General features: G+C 33.9%; 5 protein-coding genes. All 5 read right to left on the reverse strand.

Features of this window, described 5'->3' with window-relative positions:
* On the reverse strand, positions 1-1,284 hold a 1,284-nt coding region (locus SA378_RS08160; protein WP_318525492.1), incomplete at its 3' end, for a PhoH family protein.
* Positions 1,285-1,524: 240 nt separating this feature from the next.
* Positions 1,525-2,511 (reverse strand): M42 family metallopeptidase, encoded by a 987-nt coding sequence (locus SA378_RS08165; protein ID WP_318525493.1) that lies wholly within the window; start codon positions 2,509-2,511, stop codon positions 1,525-1,527.
* A complete protein-coding gene (locus SA378_RS08170; protein ID WP_318525494.1) occupies positions 2,501-3,526 on the reverse strand; it encodes a M42 family metallopeptidase in 1,026 nt (341 codons plus the stop codon). Before SA378_RS08170 ends, SA378_RS08165 begins: the two co-directional genes overlap by 11 nt.
* Positions 3,517-4,557, reverse strand: a complete 1,041-nt coding sequence (locus tag SA378_RS08175) for a M42 family metallopeptidase (RefSeq protein WP_318525495.1) — start codon at positions 4,555-4,557, stop codon at positions 3,517-3,519. The genes SA378_RS08170 and SA378_RS08175 overlap by 10 nt, the downstream gene beginning before the upstream one ends.
* A gap of 56 nt (positions 4,558-4,613) precedes the next feature.
* Entirely contained in the window at positions 4,614-6,941 is a 2,328-nt protein-coding gene (locus SA378_RS08180; RefSeq protein WP_318525496.1) for a bifunctional 4-hydroxy-3-methylbut-2-enyl diphosphate reductase/30S ribosomal protein S1, read from the reverse strand.
* Positions 6,942-7,042: the final 101 nt, after the last annotated feature.

Below are 7,042 nucleotides of genomic sequence, written 5' to 3' on the forward strand. Positions count from 1 at the left end.
ACTTCCTTTCATTTTTTCACTAGCATAACTAAGACCATTGGTTCTTTCATCCAATAACGGATGATCTATTTGCTGTGGTTCCCCAAGTAAAATCACTTTTGTCCCTTCTCCTACACGAGTAATGATTCCCTTAGCCTGTTTTGGTGTTAAATTTTGAGCTTCATCTATAATCAAATAAGTATGGGTTAAGGTTCTACCTCGAATAAAATTCATTGCTTCTGCATAAATAGAACTTTCAAATAGCTTATCGATTTTACTCTTTAATGCAGGTTCGTCCTGATATTTTTCGCCCTTGTTTTTTTTCATTAATATTTCAAGATTATCAATAATTGGTCGTAGAAAAGGTGCTATCTTTTCCTGTTCTGTACCAGGCAAAAAACCTATATTTTCATCAAATTGAACATTAGGACGAGTAATTAATATTCTTCTGTATTCCTTATCATTATCATCTAGTGTTTTGGCTAATCCTACGGCAAGAGAGTAAAATGTTTTTGCTGTCCCTGCTGTTCCTTTTATTATTACAAGAGGAGCTTTTTTTGCTGTTTCCATTAGAGCCTCCTGTAAAAAATATTGCCCTAAATTTTTCGGGGTGATTCCAAAAGGTTGTTTTTTTGAATAATTCAAAGAAATGAATTTATTTCCATCAAACTTAGCTAACAATGTTTTTTGAGAATTTGTTTCAGAACGTAAAGTATAAAATTCATTTATCACAGGGAATATTGATTTTTTTTCATTCTTTACATAAGTATAGACATCTTCTAAACAAATTCCTTTTTTCTTAAAAGAAGTCATTGCTTCATCTGATACAAAACATTCATTTCGGCCAGTATATTGCTCGTCTAGGGAAGGTGCTTGTTCATTTGTAAAGTCTTGTGCTTCTATTCCTAAGATCTGTGATTTTAATCTGACTAAAATATCTTTTGTTACTAAAATAACTGATACTCCGTTTTCACGAAGTCCCCTGCAAACCTGTAATATTCGATTATCATTTTTATTATTTAAAAAATCTGGCGGAAGTTCTATATTAATATAATTAGACTCAATTCGAAGACAACCACCATTAGAAAGAGGAACTCCTTCTAAGAGGTTACCTTCTTGTCTTAATTTTTCCAAAAAACGGATACATGCTCTAGCATTAGAACCACACTCTCCATTTTCTGTTTTCAGTTTATCCAATTCTTCTAAACATACAATAGGCAAAACCAAATTGTTTTCTTCAAAGCATAGTAATGAAGCTGGCGACTGTATCAATACATTGGTATCTAAAACATAGGTTTTTTTCATATATTCTCCCCTATAACGAAATCTATTTTAAAATTCATCAAAACACCTTCCTTTAAGCAATTCTTTTAGGTACACTTTCATTTTAAAATATAAATGTAAACTTCAAAATATATTTGTGTTAGTAAATAGTAAAAAATATAAAAGTGCAAGTATTTAGCACCTGCACCCTGCCTTATGAACTATTAAATTTAAAAGGAGGGCTAAATCCCTCCCCTACATATGGTTATTATAAATTGTTGATTATTTTGCAACTATTGCTTCAACTAATTTAATACATTCTATAACGTCTTGCTTGTTTATTATTTCTGCTGCTGAGTGGAGGTTTCTTGTTGGTATGGAAATTACACCACTAGGAACTCCTTCTCTTGACAAGTGGATTGGACCAGCATCTGTACCTCCAAATTCCAGCACTTCATATTGATATTTGATGTTGTTTTCTTCAGCTAAGTTTGTGAGCAGGTCTTTTACTTCCGGATGAGTGATCATTGATTTATCCATAAGTTTTATGGCAGCTCCGCCGCCTAATTTTACATCCATTTTTATTCCGTCCAAAGAATCGCCTGTTGCTGTTACATCAAGTGCAATTCCTAAATCAGGATTGATGGCGTAGACTGCTGTTTTAGCTCCTCTTGTTCCAACTTCCTCCTGAACGGAAAATACATAGTAAACGTCATTTTCTGTTGCAGGATGATTTTTAATTGCTTCAATTTGAATGTAGCATCCAATTCTGTCATCAGCTGCTTTGCAGATTACGCAGTCTTCTGTTTCATAGTATTCAGATTTGAAAACACACATATCTCCAATATGAAAATTGTTTTTTACGAATTCTTTGTTTGTTGAAGCTACATCAATGTACAGCTTGCTCATTGTCAACTTATCTTTGTCTTTTAATTCTTCTTGACATATAACTCCTTCAAGTCCATTGTCAAATATCACGCGAAGACCAACAATTTCTTTTGCGTGGATTCCTCCAACATTAGAAAATCTAAGGAATCCTTTTTCATCAACATGTGTTATGATTAAGCCTATTTGATCCATGTGGGCAGAAAATAGTATTTTTTTGCCGTTTCCCTTTTTTCTTGCAATTAGGTTTCCAAGAGGATCAACTTTTATTTCATCTGCAAAATCCTTTATTTCATCTATAATCATTTCACGGACATTCTTTTCTCTTCCTGAGGGAGAAAAACAATCTGATAATTTCTTCATTAATTCACTGTTAAATTTCATTATATTCCCCTTTCTGATTTTCTAATATTACGGCTTTAGCTAATTGAACAACACTGTTATAATCATTTTTGCTGGCAACACTCACTGCTGAATGTATGTATCTGCATGGAATTGAAATTGCCATAACTTTGGCGCCTTCTTTTGTTTTGTGTATAACACCCGCATCATTTCCGCCTGAAGATGATTTTCTAAACTGATGAGCAATGTTATTTTGTTTAGCAATTTTTTCTACACTTCTTACAACATCTATATCATATACAGTAGAACTATCCATTATTGATAATGCTGCTCCTTTGCCTACAATTGTTGATTTAGAATGTTCTTCAACTTCCGGCATATCAGCACACACTGTACCTTCAATTACTATTCCAAAGTCAGGTTCCAACGCATATGCTGCTGTTTGAGCTCCTCTGCAGCCAACTTCTTCCATAACTGTAAATACGCCATAAAAATCAGCATCCAGCTTCATCCTAAGTAGTTCCAGTATTGCGCTGCAACCTGCACGGTCATCTAATGCTTTAGCTTTTATCATGTCATTGCCAAATTCTACATAATCGCTTTTAAAGGTAACATAATCGCCTATACTTACAAGTTTTTCTGTTTCTGGTTTTGAGCTTGAGCCTATGTCAACATATAATTTTTCAATTGGTATTGATTTTCCTCTTTCATCATCACTCATTAAATGAACTGCTTTTGAGCCGATTACACCTGGAATTTTATTTTCTCCAACTAATACTTGCTTCGAATTCAACACCCTTGGGTCAATTCCTCCAACAGCCTGGAATTTAATGAAACCGTCTGAATCTATGTGCGTAACAATGAGACCAACTTCATCCATATGAGCTGCTATCATAATTGTCTTGTTTTTCTTGCCAACATTGTGAGCAATAACATTTTCAAGCTTATCTACATAATATTTGCAATCAATTTCATCTAATTTATTTTTAATGTAATTTCTTACTTCATATTCACAACCTGATACGCCGGAAAGTTCAGTTAATTCTTTTAAAAACATAATATTTCCTCCAAATCAGAATTATCTAATTCATTAATGAAACGAGCAATCGCCTTGCCTGCGTTTTCTACATCCTTAATGTCGATTGTTTCAACTGATGTATGCATGTAGCGAAGAGGAATGGACAACAAGATGCATGGTATGCCATCTCTGTTCACTTGCAATGAATCTGTATCGGTTCCTGTTCTTGAAGGTATTGCTTCATACTGCATTGGGTAGTTGTATTTTTTGCACGTTTCTACGAATTTTTTCGTAAGCTTTTGATTTAATCTTCCGCCGTATGCTACAACAGGACCCTTCCCTAAATGAGGTGTTTCTGACGGCATGTCTGGTGTCATTCCAAATCCAACATCAAGAACAATTCCTATGTCAGGGTTTATTTTGTAGCTAGATGTTGTAGCGCCTCTGCAACCCGTTTCTTCTTGAGCTGTGGCAACATAGTATACATTGCTCTTGTGAGATATTTTCTTTAATTCTTTTGCAGTTTCAAGCATTACCGCAACACATGCTTTGTCATCAAGTGCTTTTGATGACACTATGCTTTCTTGCAGTGACATAGGTTCTCTTTTAATTGTTGCGACATCTCCAACTTTTACGAGTTTTTCAAGCTCTTCTTTTGAATACCCTGTGTCTATAAATAAATCTTTTATTTTTAGTGGCTTATCTCTTTCTTCTTCTGTAGTTACATGGGGAGGTTTTATTCCTATAACTCCAAAAATATTTTCTTTTCCATAAACAGTAACATCTTGTGCTACTAAAGATGCAGGGTTTATGCCCCCAACTGAAGTGAAGCTTAAAAATCCACCATCAAGAACTTTTGTTACCATGAGCCCTATTTCATCAATATGAGCTGCAAGCATTATTTTTGTATCATTGCTTCCGCTGGATTTGAATATATAACTTCCTACTTTATCTTTTTCAAATAAATCTGTGTATGGTTCAAAATATTTTTTTAATATGTCGCCATTTACATGTTCAAAACCTGAAATAAATTGTTTTGAGCATACATCAAATAAAAATTCTTTAATCATGTTACCTCCTTTTAATGAAAAATGTTAGGCCATATTGCGACCTAACATTTTAAAGTTTACTTCAACAAATCTCCAAGTGCGCTTCCTATAGATTCGCCTATAGTAAAGTTTGCTTCTTCTGGTTGATATGATGCAGAATCGCTATTTTCGAATTCTTCTTCCTTATCTTCCAATATGAATGTCAAGTTAAGGTTTTTGCCTTTCAAATCAATTCCAAGGACTTTTGCATCCTTTATTTCCCCAACTTTTACTACTTGAGCTGGTGTTCTTAATTTTTCAGTTGTTACTTTTTGAAGTGGTATAAAGCAATCAATATTACCGTTTACATTTACATGTACACCGTCCAACAATATACGAGTTACTTCAACTGGTATTACAGCATTTATTTCAAGTTCTTTAGCAAATTTATCAAATGGATGTTCAACAAGTTGTTTCATTCCTAAACTTACTTTTCTGTCTTTTCTTGTAATATTTAATATTTTAGCTGTTACTTCTTGACCTTCTTGAAGAATGTCAGTTACTTTTTCTGTTCTTGCCCAGTCAAGATCTTTTATATGAAGCAAGCACTCAATGTCGTCTACCATTACAAATGCGCCAAAATCTACTATTCTTGTTACAGTTCCTGTAACTGTGTCGCCTTTTTCATGCTTATCTAAGAACATTGCCCATGGACTTTTTATAGTAGCTTTGTAGCTTAATGAAAGTTTTTTATTTTCTTTATCTATACTTTTTACTTTAACGCTTATTTTATCGCCAACTTTAAGTACTTCAGAAGGATGTTTGATTCTTGTCCATGCGATTTCATTTATGTGTAACAATCCGTCTATACCATTGATTTCTACAAATGCTCCGTAATCTTGGAGATTCTTAACTGTTCCTTCATAAATTTCGCCTTCTTGTATTGTTTCCCAAACTTCGTTGTCTTTTGCTTCTTTTTCAACTTTTTCAACAGCTCTGGATGTTAAAACTAATTGTCTTCTTCCTTTGTTGTTCTTTGTTTCTAATACTTTAACTTTTAAGTTTTTGCCAACATATTCTGAAGGATCAGCATTTCTGTTAATTGAAATTTGATTTCTTGGAATAAATCCTTTAATTCCTTTGACTTTTCCGTAAATTCCGAATTGTGAAGCTTCATTTATTAAAGTTTCAATTACAGTGCCATCATTTTTCATTGACTCTAATTCGTCCCATATTTTGTGTTCTTCTATTGGCTTTCTAGTCAAGACAACATTTCCGTCTTGATCAGAAATTTTTACAACTTGAGCTTCAATTTCGTCTCCTTCTTTTACTACTTGTGTTAAATCTTGTACTTCAGTGAAGGAATAATCATCTCTTGTAATAATTCCGTCAGATTTATAATTGATGTTTACAGAAATGGCGTCAGGACGTACGTATATAACAGTACCTTTAATTCTTTCACCTGTTCTGATATAAGATACTCCACCATAATTTTCAAACAGTTCATGCATTGTTCCAGCTTGTTCTGCTTGTTCGTTCTTTTCATTCATGTCGTTATTTAGGTTTTCCAACATTTTAATAACCTCCTCAATTATCCAGTCAGGGGCTGATGCTCCTGCGGACACTCCCACAATAGTTTTTTTATCAATATATTTATAAGGAATTTCCTTATAATTTTCAATTAAGAATGTATTAGGACAGACTTTCTTGCTCAGTTCATAAAGTTTTTTTGTATTTGAGCTGTTTCTTCCACCTATTATAAGCATTACATCGCATATTGAAGCTAACTCCAAACATGCTTCCTGTCTTTTTCTTGTTGCATCACAAATTGTATTTTTAACAAAAATGTTCGTATAATTATTTTTATCAATCGCATCAGCAATTTCATTAAATATCTTTGTATTGAATGTTGTTTGAGATACCAGACAATATTTTTCAGAAGGATTAATATCAAGCTTAATCAAATCTTCTACGCTGTCAATGACTGAAGCTTCATTGTTACACCAGCCAATTATACCTTTAACCTCAGGATGATTTTTATCTCCAATTACAATCGTTGCATATCCCTGGTCTTTTAATTGCCGGGCACAATTCTGCACTTTTCTCACAATCGGACAGGTCGCGTCAACAATTTTGTATCCAAATTTTATAATTTTATCAATCACCTGCGGTGCGCAGCCGTGCGAACGGATTACAATCACTGACTTGCTATCGGCCTGCGGTTGTAGTCGGTTCATACTTATAGTTTTAACATTTAATTTTTTAAGTTCATTTACAACCTGGGCATTATGAACAATCGAACCCAAAGTATAGACCTGACCCGGATTTGCTTGCGCTTCTTTTTTTACAATAGCAATCGCCCGCTTGACCCCAGAGCAGAATCCGGCCGGCTTACCTATAATAACTGAAATTTTATTATCACTCATTCTCTTGTAAAAGTTCAGTAATATTTTTTCTCGCTGCCTCAGTCAGTCTATCATAATCACCGCGTGTATTTTTAAAATCCGCCGGGTATATTGGGTTGCCG

The organism is Sedimentibacter sp. (genome assembly GCF_033447055.1).
Classification (GTDB): domain Bacteria; phylum Bacillota; class Clostridia; order Tissierellales; family Sedimentibacteraceae; genus Sedimentibacter.

Bases quoted from the DNA above. Each gene is read 5' to 3' on its own strand.
- SA378_RS08180 (WP_318525496.1), bottom strand. From the start codon at position 6,941: ATGAGTGATAATAAAATTTCAGTTATTATAGGTAAGCCGGCCGGATTC.
- SA378_RS08170 (WP_318525494.1), bottom strand. From the start codon at position 3,526: ATGTTTTTAAAAGAATTAACTGAACTTTCCGGCGTATCAGGTTGTGAA.
- SA378_RS08165 (WP_318525493.1), bottom strand. From the start codon at position 2,511: ATGAAATTTAACAGTGAATTAATGAAGAAATTATCAGATTGTTTTTCT.
- SA378_RS08175 (WP_318525495.1), bottom strand. From the start codon at position 4,557: ATGATTAAAGAATTTTTATTTGATGTATGCTCAAAACAATTTATTTCA.